Genomic DNA, 976 nt, shown 5'->3' on the forward strand with positions numbered 1-976 from the left:
AAAAAAGTAACGGATATCGCTAAAAAATTAAATCGGGCCATCCAAACCATTTATAACGTCGTTAATTTTCTTAAAAATAGTGGTAATATTCAGGAATACTACGATCAATATAAAGAGAATAAATCACGCTGTGGTGCCAAAAAGAAGGTCTTTAACACTAAACAAATCACATATATTAAGAAAAAAGTGGACCAGGGGTGGTCTCCTGACGTCATCATTGGTCGGAATGAACTCCCATTAGGATGTACAGCTCGAACACTTTATCGTCGTTTTAAAGACTCGGAACTCTTTGATCCCTCAACTTTACCGATGAAAGGTAAGAGAAAACCTAATGGGTATCAGGAAAAAAGAGGTAAACAACACTTTAGACGCACCATCGAAGATCGTCAAAAAGAAAATCCACAATATGAGAAAGAATTTGGACATCTAGAAGGTGACACGATTGTCGGAAAAGACCATAAGAGTGCAGTCCTAACACTGGTCGAAAGAATCAGTAAACTCATCATCCCGATAAAAATTAACAGTCGCAAAGCAAGTGATGTGCGAATCGCTTGTGATAACTGGTTTGCTTATTTACCGAGAAATTTATTTAAATCCATTACGTTTGATTGTGGAAAAGAATTTTCTGATTGGCAAGCCATTTCAAATGTCAATGACATCAATATTTACTTTGCTGATCCCGGTTGTCCGTCACAGCGAGGTTTAAATGAACACTCTAATGGACTTCTTCGAAGAGATGGGTTATCTAAGGGGATGGATTTTACTGATATATCGCAGAAAACACTCAGCCAAACAGCTCATTTCCGCAATGAAATTCCACGAAAATCATTAGGTTATCGAACGCCAATTGAAGTTTTTATCGATTGTTGTAAGGAACTTGGATGGATAGATGCTTTCTAATGCACACAATGTGTTTGTTAAGACAGTGAATCCATTACGTAAGGCACCTGATTGTTAGAGCTTGACTTGGTGCCTA

Annotated in this window: 1 protein-coding gene; it reads left to right on the forward strand. The window is 37.6% G+C overall.

Features of this window, described 5'->3' with window-relative positions; genetic code table 11:
• The coding region (locus tag GSA01S_RS10285) for an IS30 family transposase (protein ID WP_066127332.1) at positions 1-900 on the forward strand (900 nt) is incomplete at its 5' end.
• Between the last annotated feature and the right edge of the window lie 76 nt (positions 901-976).

It is taken from the genome of Globicatella sanguinis NBRC 15551 (genome assembly GCF_001552295.1).
In the GTDB taxonomy this organism is placed as follows: domain Bacteria; phylum Bacillota; class Bacilli; order Lactobacillales; family Aerococcaceae; genus Globicatella; species Globicatella sanguinis.